The sequence below is a fragment of the Micromonospora sp. WMMD735 genome (genome assembly GCF_049178995.1).
Taxonomy (GTDB): Bacteria; Actinomycetota; Actinomycetes; order Mycobacteriales; family Micromonosporaceae; genus Micromonospora; species Micromonospora wenchangensis.
Window position 1 is genome coordinate 5,211,309 of sequence record NZ_JBMHMJ010000002.1, and the last position, 17,122, is coordinate 5,228,430.

Consider the following 17,122-nt stretch of genomic DNA (forward strand, 5'->3'; position numbering starts at 1 on the left):
CACCTCGCACCGAGGCGAAGCCGGGGCAGCCGAACGCCTACGCTTGGACACGTCACTACCTCTCTCGACAGAGCAGGGGAAAGAGACACCAAGGGGGCGGGGCTGCCGTCCGCCAAGACCAGACAGCCCCGCCCCCAACCTTCAGCGGCTACGCCGCCGCCTTCTTCGCCACACCCGCCGGGGCACGCATCCCGGTCGCCCGCAGCGAGTACGCCATCCGGTTGTTGTTCGTCACGTACGGCGTGACCGTCATGCCCTCGAACTCCACCGCCTCGAACGGCGCACCCGTCGGCGGCACCGGCTGGTAGTCAGCGGAGATCTTGACCGTCGTCTCCCGGGACCGCTTGCCAAGCTCCGGGTCCAGGTCCATCACCCGCACCTGCCACACCCGCTGACCGGTCAGCTTGTCCTTCGCCGGGCTACGCCGCCCGGTCTTCTCGTCGTAGTCCTCGACCTCACCCAGCGACTCAGGGACCAGGGCGCACCCCGCCGGGAAGACGTCCTCACAACGCACGGCGAACCTCGTACCGCCACGCAGAGCCATCGCTCAACCTCCAAGTCGTTGGCATGTCTGCCAAGTGGAGACTCCAAGGTAGACCCTACTTGGCAGACAAGTCAACAACCCTGGATGGCACCGCACCCCCGCCTCCGGACAGCCAGCAGCGCGTACCTCACGGGCGAAGCCTTGAATACAAAGTGGCCACCCCCAGGGGTGGCCACTGCTCTTTCCGCCGAAAGATCCGCACGCGAGGAACCTTCGGGCAAGTTATCGACGCGGCAAGGGCGTGATGTTGAAGCCCTCCACAAGGCCACGGGCATGCATCACAAACATGACCACTAGCCGGTTAGCTATCATCCCGCTTCTTGCGAAGGTACTCCGCCACCACCTTGGTAATAACGGCCGAGGCGGCAAGAGCGACACCAATCGCAGGGACCGCAGCCACTCCGGCCGCCACAGCTATAGAAGCCACTGCGCTGCCAAAAGTTGCAGCCGCACCTGCGGCCGCAGCCACCTTTTCGGATTGAGAGTGACCTTCGAAATTGTCGGAGTCATTCCTATTGCCGGTCATAAACTGCCACCCCTGCCCAAACGGCGCTCAAGAGAACGAGCACTCCAAAGGCATTAGCCACTAGGACCCACCCAAGCCCCCACCAACCCCAAGGCTTAATCTCAGCATTAGGCCCGTAGGCGAATATTCTCAGGAAAAAGGGGAGGCCGCTGCAGCCGAAGAATATTGCAACGAAACATAGGAAGAGTTGCAGCTGAGGAATCTGCTTGCCCTGACTCGCTGACACGACTATTGATCCAGAGAGTGCAAGCGCTGCCGCAATCACCCAATCGGACCAGAAGAGGGCATCGTCTCGACTCAAGCCGTGGTTTTTCCCTGCATAATTGGTCCGACTGAGACCCTTCATTACAAGCTGGAGCGCTGCGGTGCCCAGTGCCATAACGACAGTGGTAACGACTTCTCGCAGCGGAATCACCTCCTTCTCAACAACTTCGCGGCACGCTTCGACAGCCTGCATCCATCTTCGGATTCCAGGCCAAGATCGCAGCCGGCCGCTTGCTGAGCCTTGCATCGATAGTGGGCGAGTCGCAACCTAAGGGCAACCAGACAACGCAATTGTCAGAAATTTGACAACATCTCGCGTTGCATCTCGTGGTCACGGATTGATCGCAGGAGCGAACAGGTGAGGTCCCTGCTGTGTGGTTCAGCCAGAGCTAGTCGACCTGAATTTCGGTGCGGGAGTGCAACGTTTTGGCGAATAGATGGACTTTCCAGGTCGCGGAACAGTCCAATGACAGTCTTAACGCACGGCCCAGGGCATCACACGGGCCGCGAGTACCGGTGGCGGGGTAAAAGAGACGCAGAGGTATACGTATGGGATACCGGGACACAGAGCTACGCCTTTGCGCCGCCGCCACCGAAGTTGGGGATCATCGAGGTCAGGGCGTTGGCTCTGGCCTCGATGATCTTCATGCGTGCCTGGTATTCGGCGGGTTCGCGGTGTGCGGCTTGGCTGGTGACCTGGCCGGGCCATTTGCGGTAGAGCAGGCCGTACTCCCGGGTGAAGTAGCCGGCGCTGACGGCGTTGGCGGCGAGCAGCAGGCCCGTGTCCTCGGAGGCGGGGAGGGCCATCCAGCCGCCGAGGGCGAAGACGAGGTCCCGGCGTAGGCACAGGGTCGCTGGGTGGACGGATGCCCGGTAGTCGTTGGCCTGCCAGAAGGCCAGGACCGCTCCCCGGTCGATGACCCCGCCGGCCGGGTCTTTGTCCCATCCGGCGGTCGATCCGTCGGGTAACAGGTCGAGCACGCGCGAGGTGGTCCAGCCGATCTGTGGGTGTGCGTCGAACGCGGCGATGTCCCGCGCGAGCGCGCCGGGGGTCAACTGGTCGTCAGCGTCCAGAACTTTGATGAGGTCACCGTCAACCCGGGACAGTGCAAGGGTTCGGGCAACACCAGGCCCACCAGGTCGGCCGGTGCCGAGGCTGATCCGTGGGTCGTCGGGCAGGACGTCGGCTAGGGCTCCGGTCTGTCCGTCTTCCTGGACGAGCCATTGCCAGTCCCACCCCGGCGGCATCTCCTGCTTGGCCAGCGATGCGCACGCGCCAGCCAGGTATTCGATGCTGGGCGCGTGGACCGGGGTGATGACCGAGACGAGTTGCGTCAAGTTTTCCACCGCTGGAGTTTGTGGGAGTAGACAAGCTCGGTCCGGTCACCCGGCATCACCACGTCAGCCACCTCGACCACCCGGCCGGTGGTGTCGACGGACGTTTTCCGCACGGTGAGCACGGAGACGCCCGGGTCGATGTCCAACAGCTCAGCCTCATCCGGCGACGGCGGACGCGCCCGGATCTCGTCGTCGATGCGGTCCAGCTCGATACCGAGGGTGTACAGCTGGTGCTGTGTGCCGCCGGGCCAGGGTTCCTTGCTGGCGTCGAGCAGGTCCGGGTTCGCGGCGACCAGGTCGTAGGGCAGGTAGGAGTACGACACGGTCAGCGGCGCGTTCTCGTGCCGCGAGGACGTCCAGTAGACCCGGCGCAGCAGCGGCGTACCCGGCTCGACCTGGAGGGCCGCCGCCATCTCGTCATCGGCGTCCACGGGGGTGTACTCGGCGTGGAACTTGAGGTCATCGACGGTCAGGCCGGTGTCGTGCTCGGTCGCGCCGGTCTTCAACCGTTCGTCCTCGTCGAGCAGGACCCGGTCCTTCTCCCACTGGTACCGCTCGGTGTTGCGGCGACGTACCCGCTGGCGGGGTGCCCGCACGTAGGTCCCGCGCCCCTGCTCCGCGCGGACCAGGCCCCATTCGCGCAACTGGCGGATGGCGTTGCGCACGCTTGTGCGGGACAGCCCGGATGACTCGGCCAGCTCGGTTTCGCTGGGCATCAGCGTGCCGGGGGCAAGCTCCCCGCTCATGATCTTTACCCGCAACTCTTCCGCGAGTTGCAGGTAGCGAGGGCGCCAGTCCCGGCCATGCACACCGGTCACCGTACCCCCTAGACGTTCCAACGTCTGCCAGGTGGTCCCCCCAGCCGGCCGCTCCGGCACCGCCGGCACCACCCCCGCCCCTGCTCGCGGGGGCTGCCCACGACGCCCACTAGGACCACGCGCAGCAGCGCCCCGCCGGCCGTTGGTGTTCACCGCGTCTCTCCCGTCCGCCCGTGTCGCCTGGCCTGCGCCTGCATGGCGTGTCGGGCGTGGGTCAGTTCCTCGATGAGCCGGTCGACGTGGGACAGCGTCAGGAGCACGGTTTGCGTGGTGCCGTAGTGGGTCGCGTCGAGCTTGATCGCCGGGTCGCGGCGGGTGAACCGGTCGATGAGCAGTTGCAGACTCACCCACCCGGTCCCCTCCCGCCCGATCGTGGCCAGGTACCCCCGGTGCATCGGATCGTTCGGCCCGCAGCCCCGACACCACGGCGGACACACCACCGGCCGAGGCGACGCCGGCAACCGCCGGTTCATGGGAAAGCCGTCACTCATCGCCGGCCCCCTGCCCGCCAGCCTGCGCCAGCAACCCGCGCAACTGCTCCAGCAGCTCGGCCGCCTCCGACAGCGACAACTCTGCCCAGGCGTTCCCCGCCCGACACGACGCGTGCACGCACACCAGCGGAGCACCCGGAGCCTCCGCACTGATCAGGTACGTGACGACGAGCCCACTCGCCCGCTTCTCACCAACCCGCAGCATGTGGCCGCGATGACGACGGGCCATGTGCGCCATCACCGGCGGCACCAGGTAGCCGCAGCGCTCCGGCGTGCACCAGTCCGGGTGACTCGTCACCGGGGCCGGCTTGCTCGGGCGGGTCATCGTGTCCACCGCCCGCCTTGGCCCCGGTGCGCCTGCGCCACCGTCATCAACGGCGCATACCGCAGCACGGGCAGCTCCCGCGTGACACCGACCGACCACCACGACCCAGGAACCACCGATCCGCCGGACGACGCCGACAGCGTGTCACTACTGGTGGTCGGGATCGGTGTACGTCGGCGGACCCACCAGGACGACAACCAACCGCGTCGACGATGAAAGCCGGACATCGCACCTCCACAGGTAGACGAGGAACCGGCGGCCGACCACGAGCTTGGTTGTGGCCGACCGCCGGCCCGCATGAAGGCACGGCGCACCGTCCGACGCCGGACAGGTCGGGTATCGCCGAACCAACTTGTCTACGCGACTACCGCAACCGGCCCCACAGGGACGCCGCGCATAGGTGCGGCCAGGGCCGACAGCACGACCATCCCTGACACGAGCCGTCACCCCGGCCGCACACCAGGAAACGTATCTACAAGTGGACGAGTTGTCTAGACGTCGAAACGCGTCGCTTGCTTGGCACTTGGTACAACAAGTGCCAGGTACGGTGAGCAGGTGCCCACCCCGCACTACGGACAACCCCGCTACCGCGCCATCGCCGAACAGATCAGGGAACGCATTGAGCGCGGCCTCATCTCGCCGGGCAGCCTCTTGCCGCCCGAGAGTGCGCTCACCGCCGAGTTTCAGGCCAGCCGAGGCACAATCCGCCAAGCCCTTGCGGTCTTACGGGAATCCAACGTGGTTGCCACTGAACATGGACGTGGCACATACGTGGCTGGGCCTGCCTGCACACAAAGGTCGGACTGGGGTTCCGAATCGGAATTACGATACCGCAAAGTGCCAGCCGACTCGGAACTAGCAGTTCTCTTTGCCGTCGATGCTGGAACGACCCTAATCGAGGGGCAGGGAATCACCCAAAAGAACGGTGCAGTCGAAACAGTTGTCAGAATCTATAGGATTCCACGAACGGAGTCGTAGCGCCTGGCCCCCTCTCGCAACGGTTCAAGTTGCACCTAGTGGCCGGCACTCCTTGCCGACATGACATGCTATCGACATAAGGTTCGGCAGCGATCGCACCTTCACCCCAGCGAGTCAGAACTGAGGCAGTTAAACGAATATTAAGCGATCCGATGGGACGGCTCCGCGAAAATTCCAGCACCCATGTTGCATGCAAAGACAAATCCGAAGACCCGCTGGAGCGCATCCAGAAAAGCATTATTTAAGTAGCAGTGACCTCCAAAGCTACGCTCAGTAACTGGCGACAGATTTGACTTGACCAACCGGCAGAACCAGGCGTTAGCCGAGTGCCGTGACGGATGGCGACGACGCCTTCACATATGCCCCGGATGGGTCGAATGCGGCTTACGCTGCTATTTGTGAGCTGAGGTCAGCGCTCTGCCTCGCATGGCTTCCCGATGTTCGAGCCCCCATGGCGATATTGGATCATTAAGTCTGGGTCTTGATAGAGCTCCAGGCCGACAAAGACCGTAGCCAGCCTTCACCGCAGCTCAGCTACCCTGGCAGACGCATGGTGCCCCCGCATCAAGGATGCGGGGGCACCATGACCAACGGGTGATGTGACCTTGGGGCCAACCATTAGTCACATCTGTGTAGAGCCTTCGCCACTCAGCCCGAGGGGCAGTGTGGCGTGCTTACTTACGGCGTCACCATGCATGATCAGGCAGCTTGAACACAAACCCTTGGCACGAAAGTCGGCCGCGTTTGGCCTGTTCGGGCTAGTGAGGACTGTCAAGATCTACCTGGCGAGGCCGCACGAAACTAGAGTATCGTGCTTGACCAACGGCACGAAACTAGGAGCGCTGCATGTCGCCCAACCATCCATCAGGCCGAGCTGGGCTGTGTCTCGCCTGCGCCAAACCTCTGCCGCCCGCCGAGACGACTGGCAGGCCTCGCGTCTACTGCTCCGCGACATGCCGTTCTGCTGGCCGCCGCCAGCGGGAACACCGCTCGCCCTCCAGAGTAGCTAGACCGACGGAGCGGGGAGGCGCCACTTCCCTTGCTCAGGAAAACGCAGGCTTAAGATCTACAGTGGACGGCCTGATACAGAGATTGGCCGCACGAGAACAGCGGATGAGTGTGCTTGAAAGGCGGCATGCCACCGTCGATGCAGAGAACGAGCGATTGCGTAAGAGCATAGAGAATGAAATCGCGTGGGATATCCGGCAACGCCAAGCGTCTGAGATGCAGAGGCGGATGGACACCGAGTTTGAAGGGCGCGTCGCGGTCGAGGTTATGAGGCGAGTGCGTACCGCCCTGCGCGCCCCCAGCTCTCTAGTGCTCTACAGTGATACGCCTGTTGCAAGTCGTTCATTGATTTCGGTTGCTCGGCGATTCGGTGTAACAAGCAATGTCCGTGCCGTCTACAACGAGGCCAACGCGCTCGAAGCTGTGCGGTCGCTTCCTCGGGCGACCATTCTGATAGACGCCAGCGGAGACGTGCAGCTCGGGGATTTGGTACGCAGCATTAAGAGCGTAGACCAGGAATGCGTGGTGATCGCTTTGGGGGTCAAGTCTTCGCTCGACGCCCGAGCTGCCGTTCAGAGTGGCGCACGAGGAGTCATTCGGCATGGCTGGTACAGCGAGCTTGAATTTGCAACGCGCCTTCTTGTCAGTTTGATGAATAATGAATCTACTGCCGATCGGCCAATGCTAGCCGTCGGCATAGCCGCACCCCCCGGCAGGCCATCGCTCCTGAGTCCAGACCGGCACATTTTGTCAGATCGGGAGATAGGAGTTCTGATTGCTGTCGCTCAAGGGAAGACCAATACCGAGATCGCTCGCGAGATGTGGATATCAGTACACACGGTCAAGACTCACTTGGGAAGAATTCTAAAGAAATTGAAGGCGAGGGATCGGGCGCACGCGGTCGCACTCGCCTACCAAAACGGATATTTTAAGTAAAACGGTTATTCTACACTAAACTCTCTAAACGCGATAATTATTATCGAATAATTACTTTCCATCTTAAAATAAGATTTACCGTGCTATTCAAGTGGACGGTTTGGTCGAAACTTGCCCCGGGCTCGGGTTTCCGGGAACATTTCCGTGGGATCGCTCGCGGAGCAGCAAGCGGGCCCGAACGTCCAAGCTGGAGGTTTCTTCGGGTTCTCGGTGTAGTTGGCGGCGGGCCGCCGGCGGAACGCCAATCGAGGATCGCGAGAGGCTGATGGCGGAAGACGAACAAGGCCCGCAGAGGGAGAGAGGGAGACGCGAGGGTGGCTCAGATTTCGGGGGCGGTGACCCTTCGGAGGAGGGTGACTCTGGCGGATCAAGCTCTCTTCAGCAGCGTGGCAGCAAACCAGCCGAGGTTTGGGCTGGGGTGCGGCCGGTAGTCGAGGCGTACGGTCTGATAGCGGCCTTGAGGGGACGTGAGGACCATGCAAGTACGGCTCGGGTTATCGTGATCCTGGGTGATGTGATCTGGGGGCCAAAGTAAGACAACCATTGATCACATCTGTGTAGAGAGGGGGGAGCTCGGTTGCCACGCCGGCGGTCACCGCCGCCGGTTAGGCACCGGGCTCCCTCTGCTTGCGGCACTGGCTCTGGAGCGACGTAGATGAGGTGGCGGACGACTGCGGAGGACACGCTTCCGAAACCGTACTGAGCGGTGGTGTGCTGACGGGCGCGTGAGAGGGCTTTCCTAAATCCTCATCGTTCTCCCGTTGAACGACAGAGCCGCCTCGCACATCCGTCTCGCAATCGCTGCCGATTTCTTCTGTCCTTAATCAAGGCACCGTGCTGCGCACGGTGCGACGCGGTGGTCCCGTCCGGCGGCAAGCCGCCCCGGCCGCCTCCGGCACCCGGGGCGGGAAGCCGCCGAGAACCGACGGGCTGCCGCGTCCGGCCCGTCCCGACCGGCTCGGGACCAGGCCGTGACGATCGCCAGCTTGGTTGGTCTCCGTCGGGCTTCCGGCGATCGACTGCCGCACCGGCTCCGCCGGCTTGCCCTCGAATCGCGTAGACGAGCCGATCGGGTGTCCGGAGACTGCACTCCATGAGAGAGCCGTTCGTGCTGCGCCGCCCTGGTGGCGCGCGGTGGGTCGTTCATCCACCTGAGGACCCTTACGGCGACGGTTACGTGTTCACTGTCGCCACCGAGCTGCACGAGGACGGGATGACGGCTTTGACCGTGGCGATGATCGACGGCTTGTGCAGCAGCCCGGACATTGTCGCTCTGCGGGTCTTCCTCGACTCCCTGGCCGCAGGGTGGGAGGGGTGGCAGGGCATCCGCACCTGGACGTCAATGGAGCGGGAACTTTTCTTCGACGCGCGTCACGACGGGCGCGGTCACGTCTCGCTCGGCGTAACCCTCCGTCCGCCGGGGTTCGACCCCGATGACACGGGATGGTCGGCCAGAGCGGTCTTCGTGTTGGAAGCGGGGGAGGAGATGACCCAGATGGCCGCCGACCTCAGCGCCTTGCTCCGGCTGTAGCAAGCCCTTCGTGGCGTGCCATTAGCGTGCCATTAGGGCAGGACAGCCGGGGTCAACCCAGGCCACCAAGGACCACCGCGACCAGGCCGCCGGCCTCATGACCTGCCGCCCATCGTCGATTCCCAAGCTGACAGTGCGGGTTCGATTCCCGTCACCCGCTCCACCACGAAGGCCCTGACTCGGATGCGAATCCGAGTCAGGGCCTTCGATGTTCAGTGGCCAACCAGGGCGCACCGTGCCGATGGCAGGCGCTTACGGGCTGGTCAGCGGTGGTGGCGACGGCCCTTGGTCGGTGGGGCCGGTAGCCACTTTCGCCTGTTGGCTTTGCGGTTCGCCGCTCACACCACCGGGGTCTCTGGCTGCCAACACGGCGATCCCGTGAAGGCCGCGCGTGATGATCCGCCAGGGCAGCAGCACATCTCCCCAGCTCCTGATGTCGAATGCCTCGATGACCTTCGGGGCTTGCCGAACGAGCACCTCTCCGTTGGGCAGGCGGGCGATCGCGTAGCAGAAGGTGAGCCAGGCGACGAACGAAAGGAAGATGATCCCGGCGAGTAGGAGCAAAAGCACGCCAAAGGCGTGGATCGTCTCCGAGTTCAAGGCGTTGATCCTTTACGTAGCTGTACTGACGAGCGGGCATGCGGGACGCAGGGGCAAGTGCCCGGCGTACCGCGTGCGACCCTGAGGTCGCGGCTACGTCTCCCTTCGCTCCTCTGGCCCTTTTTCGTCAGCGCTACGTGGCGCCGATATCGAGCGCCCTCGCTTCAGGCCCGGTGGTCGGGCATTGACGAGGGAACCCCATATCGAGTCACGTTTCGCTCACTGAATGATGACATGCCCGACCGACCTTCACCAGGGCTCGTGATCCGGCGGAGCTGTATCGCACCCCACACCGCACCGGAACTGAACACCTGCGTGAAGTGGCTCCTGCTGGCGAGTTGTCAGGGCTGACGCTACCCAGGCGGTGACCCCGGCGGCCTGAAGCCGTCGGGGCCAGTGTTGCGGCGGAGCGGACACACACGTGCGTGTCCTTTAGACCAGATGACGTGAACGATTCGCACTGGTGGCCGCAGCGGTGTCAACGTCAGCACAGCACGCCGTTCGTCGCCTGCCATCCGCCGGGCCACCTGTCACGCCCCACTCACCGCGCCTGATTCGTTGACGACATCAGCTCGAAAGGACGCGCCAGGACCACCCGACCCGCGCTCCCGGGCCGACCTGGATGACGGCCACGGCGGGAACCTCGACACTTCCCCGTCGAGGATCATGTGGGGTGCCATCGACCCTGCTCCGAGGAGGTCGCCGTGCCGGCGAGGCTGACCCGGGACGAGGCCGTCACCCTCGTCGAGCGGATCATGCGGCTCGACTATGCCGACGACGGCGAGCTGAACGACTGGCTGGACAGAGTCGCACGCGACCTCGTCTGCCCGGACGTCGCCGATCTGATCTTCACGACCACCCCGGAGCTGACGGCCACCGAGGTGGTCGACCGTGCGCTGGCCTACCGGCCGATCGCGATGCAGGCCACCCCGTGGCCGGAGACCGAGGAGCAGACCCGACCTGACTTGACCCGCGTGGGCGCGGACACCCGGCGCGGGAAGGGCGGGGGCGGGGGCGGGACGTACGCTGGCGATCATGCGGATTGGCATCGTGATCCTTCCCGACCAGCGCTGGCCGGAGGCGCGTCGGCGCTGGCAGCAGGTGGACGAGTGGGGCTTCGACCACGCCTGGACGTACGACCACCTGGGTTGGCGGGACCTGGTCGACGGTCCCTGGTTCGACTCGATGTCGACGCTCACCGCCGCCGCCATGGTCACCGAACGGGTCCGGCTGGGCACCCTGGTCGCCTCGCCCAACTTCCGGCATCCGGCGGCGTTCGCCCGGCAGGTCACCACCCTCGACGACGTCTGCGGCGGGCGGCTGCTGCTGGGCCTCGGCGCGGGTGGCATCGGGTTCGACTCGGCGGTGCTGGGCGGGGAGACGCTGCCGCCCCGGCCACGGGTGGACCGGTTCGGCGAGTTCACCGAGCTGCTGGACCTGATCCTGCGGGAGGACGGCACCACCTGGCGGGGCGACTGGTTCAGTGCGGTGGACGCCCGCAACAACCCGGGCTGCGTGCAGCAGCCCCGGGTGCCGTTCGTGATGGCCGCCAACGGGCCCCGGTCGATGCGGCTGGCCGTCCGGTTCGGTCAGGGCTGGGTCACCACCGGCACCGGTGAGGAGGAGCTGACGGCCTGGTGGGACGGGGTGGCGACGCTCTGCGCCCGGATGGACCGTACCCTCGACGAGGTTGGCCGCGACCCGGCGGGCCTGCCCCGCTACCTCTCCCTGGACTCGGCGCCGGTCTTCTCACTGCGCAGCGCCGACTTCTTCGCCGAGCAGGTGGCGCGGGCGGCGGCGCTCGGCTTCACCGACGTGATCACCCACTGGCCCCGGGCCAGCAGTTGGTATGCGGGCGACGAGGCGGTGCTGGCCGACGTCGCCACCCGGCTGCTGCCGGAGCTGCGGACGGCCTGACCGGGTGCCGCCCCGGCGGTGGTTCAGGTGCCGAGGTCGCCGGTGGGCGTCCCGCCGTCGCCGGCCGAGACCAGTCGGAACCGGATGCAGACGATCTCGGTGTCGTCGGTGACCGGGGTGCCGACCCGCGCCCAGTAGCCGGCGTGGCCCGCCCGCCAGTCCTCGATGGACCGGTCGCCCTCCCCCTCGGAGCGGGCGAAGTCCCAGGAGACGCCGGCGAAGGGAACGACCTCGATCCCGGTCACCTCGACCACCCCGACGAGGGCGTCCCGGTCGTCGACCAGGGCCAGCCGTTCGCCGACGTGCTCCAACTCCTCGGTCTCGTCGGCGTACTCGGTGAGCAGGCCGGCGGTGGCCGTCTTCACCCCGGCCAGCACCAGCGTGTTGAGCGTGGTGCGCAGCTCGCCGGGGGTGCCGAGGGCGAGCGTGCGGAGTCCGCCGATCCGTGGCCACATGCGGCCGAGGCTACCGCCGCGCCGTTCGCCCGTCGCCGGTTTCGACGCCCCCACGGTCGGCTCCGCCGTCGCTACGGTGGGTCCGACGACGGGAGGAACCATGGACCGACGCGCGGTGCTCGTCCCCGGGCGGGGCTACGACACCCACTACCCGCTGTTCGCCTACCCGGGTGAGGGCCTGCGTCGGGCGGGCTTCGACGTCCACGAGATCGGCTGGCAGCCGCCGGAGGGGATCGGGATGGACGGTGCGCCCCCGTCGGTGGCGATGGACTGGGTCGCCGGGCAGGTCGCCCCGACGCTGGCGACACCGACTGATCTGCTGGTCGCCAAGTCGCTCGGCACCCTGGCCGCCCCACTCGCCGCCGACCGGGGGCTGGCCGCGATCTGGTTGACGCCGCTGCTGCACCGGCCCGAGGTGGTGGCGGCGCTGGACCGGGCGTCCGCGCCGTTCCTGCTGGTCGGCGGTACGGCCGACGGGGCGTGGGACGGCGCGGTGGCGCGGCGGCTCACCCCGCACGTGCTGGAGGTGCCGGACGCCGACCACGGGCTGCTGGTGCCCGGCCCGCTGGCCCGCTCGGCCGAGGTGCTCGGGCGGGTCTGCACGGCGGTCGAGGAGTTCGTGCGGCTCACCTGGCCGGGCTGACACCGGAGCGTGGGTCAGGGCAGGTCGGCGGGGGTGAGCAGCCCGTGTGCGCCCAGTTCGGCGGCGACCGGATCGGGCAGGTCGACGACCACGGCGGCGACGCCCACCCAGTGCGCGCCCCGGGCGGCGCACAGGTCCCGTACGGCCCGCACCTGGGCGCCGGTGGCGACCCAGTCGTCGACCATGAGTACCCGGTCGTCCGCGCCGATCCGGTCGTCGCGTACCGCGAGGTCGACCTGCCGGCCCCGGAAGTCGGGTGGGCTCTGGGCCCAGGTCAGCGGGCCGGCGGGGAGGCGTCCGTCGCCGGGCTTGTGGGCCGGGACGAAGCCGACGCCCAACGCGGTCGCGGCGAGCGGTCCGAGCATCAGCCCGGTCACCGCAGGGGCGACGACGACGGTGGGCCGGTCGGTGCGGAACGGCTCGACCAGGGCCGGACCGAGCCCGGCCAGCACCTGCGGGTCCCGCCACCAGCGGGAGACGTCGCTGACCAGGTGGCTGCTGCCGGGCCCCGGATCGACCCAGGTAAACAGCTCGGCCAGGCGGTCACGCAGCGCGATGGTCATGTCCACATCCTCGGTGGTGAATGCCAACCGTGGCATTCTGGCCCGTGCGGCCCAGCGGTCCTCGGCTGATCGGTCACACGTATCACTGTAATTCCGGGCATACCACCATGATCACGTTGACTTCGGAAGTGCTTCCTTCGTTACGGTCCGAGCCGTCATGCAGGCTTACGAAAGGACCGCGCCGGTGGTTGGCAGGCACGCCCGTACCCGGATCTTCTCCTCGCCCGCCGGCATCGCCGCGACCGCCGCGATCGGTGTCGCGCTCGCCGTCGGCGGCACCGTCGGCGCGGTGCAGTTGACCGCCGACGACGCGCCGGCCCCCGTGGTGGTGGACACGTTCGCCCCCGGCACGACCGCCACCACCGACGCGCCGACCCCGAGCCCGTCCCCGAGCGCCACCGCCTCCCCGAGCGCCAGCCCGTCGCCCACGGTCACCGCCAGCCCGAAGGCCACCCGCACCCAGGCCGCCTCCCGGAGCAAGCCGCGCACGACCGCGCCCAAGCCGTCCGCCACCACGAAGAAGGCGACGCCGAAGCGCACCGTGGTCGACAGCGGCTCCTGCGGCGCGTCCTTCTACGACGAGGGTCAGTTGACCGCCAACGGGGAGAACTTCGACCCGAGCGCGTTGACCGCCGCCCACAAGACCCTGCCGTTCAACACCAAGGTCCGGGTGACCAACCCGGCCAACGGCAAGTCCGTCACCGTACGGATCAACGACCGTGGCCCGTTCATCGACGGGCGTTGCATCGACCTGTCCCGGGCCGCCTTCGCCGCGATCGCCTCGGTCGACGTGGGTGCGCTGACCGTCAGGTACGAGGTGCTGGGCTGACGGCGAACGGTGGCAGCAGCGGGACGGGTGGGTAGAACACCCTCAATCGTGGGGCTAGGTTCATTCTCCGGCCCGCTTCCATCAGGCATGCTGTCCCACGTACGTAAACATGCCTTCCAGTTGGGCCGAGGCCCACTGAGTCCCGGGTCCCGCGCCGGCGTCGGCGCGGCCGTCGGGCTGCTCGCGCTCGTCTCGGCGATCGAGGCGGCCGACGGCCGCGCGGTGCACTACGTCGCGCTGATGACGGTGGCGCCGATCCTGGCCGCCGGCTTCGCCTCGTGGCGTGCGGTGGCCGGGGTGGGTTTCCTCGCGCTGCTGGTCGGGGCGGGTTTCGCGGTGGCCGATCCGGCGATGGAACTACCCACGGCGGTGTCCCTGGTCGGGATCGCCGTCGCCACGGTGGTGGCGGCGAGCGTGGCGGCGGTCCGGCAGGGGCAGGTGGAGCGGATCGGCGAGTTGTCCAAGTTGGCCTCGGTGGCCCAGCAGGCCGTGCTGCGTCCGCTCGGCCCGCAGGTGGGCACCCTGGCGGTGGCGGCGCGGTACATCTCCCCCACGGCCACCGCCGAGATCGGCGGCGACCTGTACGAGGCGATCGACACCCCGTACGGCGTCCGCATGATCATCGGGGACGTGCGGGGCAAGGGGCTGGACGCGGTCCGGCTCGCCAGCATCGTGCTCGGCTCCTACCGGCACGTCGCCTACGAGCGGCCCGACCTGCGGGCGGTGGTGGCCGACCTGGACCGCGCGGTGGCCCGCAACGTGGGGGACGAGGACTTCGTCACCGCCGCCGTGGTCGAGGAGCGCGGCGGGACGCTGACCATCGTCAACTGCGGCCATCCGGCGCCGCTGCTGCTGCGCCGGGGCGCGGTGATCCCGCTGGAGCCGCCCGCCCCCGCCCCGCCGCTGGGGTTCATGCCGGTGGTCCGACCCCGGGTCGAGCGGCTGGAGCCGGGGGACCGGCTGCTGCTGTTCACCGACGGCCTCGGCGAGGCGCGGCGCGACGGCGAGTTCTTCCCGACCGCAGACCGGGCCTGGCGGCTGCTCGGCCACGGCACGGTCGGCGACGGCCTGGCCTCCCTGGAGACCGCGCTGGTCGAGTGGGTGCACGGCCGGCTCGACGACGACATCGCCCTGGTCCTGATGGAGTACACCGGCCCGCGCAGCGGGGTGACGGTGGCGGTGCCCTCGTGGGAGGTCGGCGCGGCCGAGAGCTGAACCGCCGGGTGTGTAATCGCCGTCACTTCCGCGACCGGGTTGTCGCTGCCTACCCGTGAGTAATACAGTGGGGGTTACTGATCGGTAACACCTGTCCGGAAGCGGGGCCGCGAACATGACCCACTACAAGAGCAACCTTCGGGACCTTGAGTTCAACCTGTTCGAGGTCTTCGGGGCGGACCGGACGTTCGGCCAGGCGCCGTACACGGACCTGGACGTCGACACCGCCCGCAGCTTCCTCTCGGAGGTCGACCGCCTGGCCCGCGAGGACCTCGCGGCCAGCTACACCGACAGCGACCGCAACCCGCCGGTCTTCGACCCCGCCACGCACACCGCGCCGCTGCCGGAGTCGTTCAAGAAGTCGTACCAGGCGTTCATGGACTCCGAGTTCTGGCGGCTGGACCTCCCCGAGTCCCTGGGCGGCAGCAGCGCCCCGCGTGCGCTCTGGTGGTCGCTCGCCGAACTCGTGCTCGGCGCCAACGCCCCGGTCTGGATGTACGCCTCCGGCCCGTCCTTCGCGCACGTGCTGCACGTCGAGGGCACCGAGGAGCAGCAGAAGTGGGCCAAGCTCTTCATCGACAAGCAGTGGGGCTCCACGATGGTGCTGACCGAGCCGGACGCCGGCTCGGACGTCGGCGCCGGGCGCACCCGCGCCGTCCAGCAGCCCGACGGCTCCTGGCACATCGAGGGCGTGAAGCGGTTCATCACCTCCGGTGAGCACGACCTGAGCGACAACATCGTGCACTACGTGCTGGCCCGTCCGGTCGGTGTCGAGGGCGTCGGCGGGCCGGGCACCAAGGGGCTGTCGCTGTTCGTCGTGCCGAAGTTCCACTTCGACGCCGAGACCGGTGAGCTGGGCGAGCGCAACGGCGTCTTCGCCACCAACGTCGAGCACAAGATGGGCATCAAGGTCTCCAACACCTGCGAGGTGACCTTCGGCGAGCACGGCGTACCGGCCAAGGGCTGGCTGCTGGGCGACAAGCACGACGGCATCCGGCAGATGTTCATGATCATTGAGTACGCCCGGATGATGGTCGGCACCAAGGCGATCGCCACCCTGTCCACCGGCTACCTCAACGCCCTGGAGTACGCGAAGAACCGGGTGCAGGGCGCCGACCTGATCCAGCAGGCCGACAAGGCCGCGCCCCGGGTCACCATCACCCACCACCCGGACGTCCGCCGTTCGCTGCTGATGCAGAAGTCGTACGCCGAGGGCCTGCGGGCGCTGGTCTGCTACACCGCCACCTGGCAGGACAAGGTCGCGATCGCCGAGGCGGCCGGCGACGAGAAGGCGACCAAGCTGGCCAAGCGGGTCAACGACCTGCTCCTGCCGCTGGTCAAGGGCGTCGGCTCGGAGCGGGCGTACGAGCTGCTCGGCCACGAGGCGCTGCAGACCTACGGCGGCTCGGGCTTCCTCCAGGACTACCCCCTGGAGCAGTACGTCCGGGACGCCAAGATCGACACCCTCTACGAGGGCACCACCGCGATCCAGAGCCTCGACCTGATCTTCCGGAAGATCGTCCGGGACAACGGCCGGGCGCTCACCGCCGTCGCCGGTGAGATCCAGGAGTTCATCGCCACCGAGGCCGGAAACGGGCAGCTCAAGGAGGAGCGGCTGGCGCTCGGCCGGGCGCTCGCCGAGATCCAGAACATCCTCGGCGTGCTGACCAGTTGGCTCGGCGAGGCCCAGGGCGGCGACGCCCGCAGCCTCTACAAGGTGGGCCTGAGCAGCCGCCGCTTCCTGCTCGCCCTCGGCGACCTGGTGGTCGGCTGGCTGCTCCAGAAGCAGGCCGACGTGGCGCTCAAGGCGCTGGCCGGCGAGGTCTCCGCCACCGACCGGGCGTTCTACACCGGCAAGGTGGCCGCCGCCCGGTTCTTCGCCCGCGAGGTGCTCCCCCGCATCGGCGCGGACCGCCGGATCATCGAGGGTGCCGACCTGGACATCATGGACCTCCCGGAGGAGGCATTCTGATCCCGGCCGGTCGATAGTTCGCAACGGGGCCGATGTTGCGGTATCCGAACGCCTGGATACCGCAACATCGGCCCCGTCCCCCAGATTGCCCGCCCCAACCCCGATAGCCGGGAGGCTGGGCGGGTAAGCCGCGCGGACCACGTCGTCAGGGCACGCCCAACGGCCACCG

16 protein-coding genes are annotated in these 17,122 nt (G+C 67.2%); 8 read left to right on the forward strand and 8 right to left on the reverse strand.

The window, feature by feature from the left end:
* Window positions 1–148: 148 nt before the first annotated feature.
* From ACN268_RS22590 to ACN268_RS22610, 5 genes are all read right to left on the reverse strand, one after another.
* Window positions 149–544: a transcriptional regulator gene (locus ACN268_RS22590; RefSeq protein ID WP_104113758.1), complete on the reverse strand. Its 396-nt coding sequence runs from the start codon at window positions 542–544 to the stop codon at window positions 149–151.
* 1,360 nt (window positions 545–1,904) lie between these two features.
* Entirely contained in the window at window positions 1,905–2,681 is a 777-nt protein-coding gene (locus tag ACN268_RS22595) for a glycosyltransferase family 2 protein (RefSeq protein ID WP_421484897.1), read from the reverse strand.
* Window positions 2,669–3,550: a GntR family transcriptional regulator gene (locus ACN268_RS22600; RefSeq protein ID WP_421484898.1), complete on the reverse strand. Its 882-nt coding sequence runs from the start codon at window positions 3,548–3,550 to the stop codon at window positions 2,669–2,671. The genes ACN268_RS22595 and ACN268_RS22600 overlap by 13 nt, the downstream gene beginning before the upstream one ends.
* Before the next feature lie 89 nt (window positions 3,551–3,639).
* Complete coding sequence (locus ACN268_RS22605) at window positions 3,640–3,837, reverse strand: precorrin-4 C11-methyltransferase (RefSeq protein WP_421484899.1); 198 nt, start codon at window positions 3,835–3,837, stop codon at window positions 3,640–3,642.
* Window positions 3,838–3,973: 136 nt separating this feature from the next.
* A complete protein-coding gene (locus tag ACN268_RS22610; protein WP_421484900.1) occupies window positions 3,974–4,315 on the reverse strand; it encodes a hypothetical protein in 342 nt (113 codons plus the stop codon).
* A 546-nt stretch (window positions 4,316–4,861) separates the two neighbouring features.
* Between ACN268_RS22610 and ACN268_RS22615 the strand changes: the two genes are divergently transcribed.
* The 3 genes from ACN268_RS22615 to ACN268_RS22625 all read left to right on the forward strand — a co-directional run bounded on the left by ACN268_RS22615 (window position 4,862) and on the right by ACN268_RS22625 (window position 8,759).
* Complete coding sequence (locus ACN268_RS22615; protein ID WP_421484901.1) at window positions 4,862–5,284, forward strand: GntR family transcriptional regulator; 423 nt, start codon at window positions 4,862–4,864, stop codon at window positions 5,282–5,284.
* Window positions 5,285–6,397: 1,113 nt separating this feature from the next.
* The gene (locus ACN268_RS22620; RefSeq protein WP_421484902.1) at window positions 6,398–7,228 is read left to right on the forward strand and encodes a response regulator transcription factor; all 831 of its coding nucleotides are present in this window, start codon (window positions 6,398–6,400) and stop codon (window positions 7,226–7,228) included.
* A gap of 1,093 nt (window positions 7,229–8,321) precedes the next feature.
* Entirely contained in the window at window positions 8,322–8,759 is a 438-nt protein-coding gene (locus ACN268_RS22625) for a DUF6228 family protein (protein ID WP_421484903.1), read from the forward strand.
* A 252-nt stretch (window positions 8,760–9,011) separates the two neighbouring features.
* On the opposite strand, the gene ACN268_RS22630 is transcribed toward ACN268_RS22625, so the two are convergent.
* Window positions 9,012–9,359 (reverse strand): hypothetical protein, encoded by a 348-nt coding sequence (locus tag ACN268_RS22630; RefSeq protein ID WP_421410870.1) that lies wholly within the window; start codon window positions 9,357–9,359, stop codon window positions 9,012–9,014.
* A gap of 1,035 nt (window positions 9,360–10,394) precedes the next feature.
* Between ACN268_RS22630 and ACN268_RS22635 the strand changes: the two genes are divergently transcribed.
* Window positions 10,395–11,276, forward strand: coding sequence for an LLM class flavin-dependent oxidoreductase (locus tag ACN268_RS22635; protein WP_421484904.1), 882 nt, complete (start codon window positions 10,395–10,397; stop codon window positions 11,274–11,276).
* A 23-nt stretch (window positions 11,277–11,299) separates the two neighbouring features.
* Here the strand turns inward: ACN268_RS22635 and ACN268_RS22640 are convergent, their stop codons facing one another.
* The gene (locus ACN268_RS22640) at window positions 11,300–11,731 is read right to left on the reverse strand and encodes an ASCH domain-containing protein (protein WP_421484905.1); all 432 of its coding nucleotides are present in this window, start codon (window positions 11,729–11,731) and stop codon (window positions 11,300–11,302) included.
* 100 nt (window positions 11,732–11,831) lie between these two features.
* Here ACN268_RS22640 and ACN268_RS22645 point away from each other — a divergent pair, with 100 nt between their 5' ends.
* Window positions 11,832–12,374: an alpha/beta hydrolase gene (locus tag ACN268_RS22645; RefSeq protein ID WP_421484906.1), complete on the forward strand. Its 543-nt coding sequence runs from the start codon at window positions 11,832–11,834 to the stop codon at window positions 12,372–12,374.
* 14 nt (window positions 12,375–12,388) lie between these two features.
* Here the strand turns inward: ACN268_RS22645 and ACN268_RS22650 are convergent, their stop codons facing one another.
* Window positions 12,389–12,937, reverse strand: coding sequence for a phosphoribosyltransferase family protein (locus ACN268_RS22650; protein WP_421486964.1), 549 nt, complete (start codon window positions 12,935–12,937; stop codon window positions 12,389–12,391).
* Between the two features lie 184 nt (window positions 12,938–13,121).
* Here ACN268_RS22650 and ACN268_RS22655 point away from each other — a divergent pair, with 184 nt between their 5' ends.
* The 3 genes from ACN268_RS22655 to ACN268_RS22665 all read left to right on the forward strand — a co-directional run bounded on the left by ACN268_RS22655 (window position 13,122) and on the right by ACN268_RS22665 (window position 16,953).
* The gene (locus tag ACN268_RS22655) at window positions 13,122–13,766 is read left to right on the forward strand and encodes a septal ring lytic transglycosylase RlpA family protein (protein ID WP_421484907.1); all 645 of its coding nucleotides are present in this window, start codon (window positions 13,122–13,124) and stop codon (window positions 13,764–13,766) included.
* An 87-nt stretch (window positions 13,767–13,853) separates the two neighbouring features.
* Complete coding sequence (locus tag ACN268_RS22660; RefSeq protein ID WP_421484908.1) at window positions 13,854–14,981, forward strand: PP2C family protein-serine/threonine phosphatase; 1,128 nt, start codon at window positions 13,854–13,856, stop codon at window positions 14,979–14,981.
* Between the two features lie 115 nt (window positions 14,982–15,096).
* Window positions 15,097–16,953 (forward strand): acyl-CoA dehydrogenase, encoded by a 1,857-nt coding sequence (locus tag ACN268_RS22665; protein WP_421484909.1) that lies wholly within the window; start codon window positions 15,097–15,099, stop codon window positions 16,951–16,953.
* The last annotated feature ends 169 nt before the right edge of the window (window positions 16,954–17,122 follow it).